General features: G+C 65.2%; 1 pseudogene. It reads right to left on the bottom strand.

Going from position 1 to position 233, the window contains the following annotated elements:
• Positions 1–233: pseudogene (locus KVT32_RS31700) on the bottom strand (choline dehydrogenase); the annotation flags it as partial.

The raw sequence follows: 233 nt of genomic DNA, 5'->3' as shown, positions 1-233 counted from the left end.
CCGGAAAGCCGTGCAGCGGGTCGCCGAACTTCTCCAGCGACAGCGGCTGCACGTGGTATTGCAGGTTCGGCGTCGCCTCGTGCGGGCCCGAGCGCGCGAACACGCCCAGCTGCGAAGGCGCCATCGACATCGGCCCGCTCTGGAACAGCGCATACTCGAGGCCGATCTTCATCTTGCCGAACCAGTTCGCGGCCGTCTCGTTCAGGGTTTTTACGCCGCTGACCTTGTAGACC

Source organism: Achromobacter sp. GbtcB20, from assembly GCF_019091095.1.
Classification (GTDB): domain Bacteria; phylum Pseudomonadota; class Gammaproteobacteria; order Burkholderiales; family Burkholderiaceae_B; genus Achromobacter; species Achromobacter mucicolens.
The sequence above is the reverse complement of the archived record's forward strand: the minus strand, read 5'-3'. Positions and strand labels throughout refer to the sequence as shown.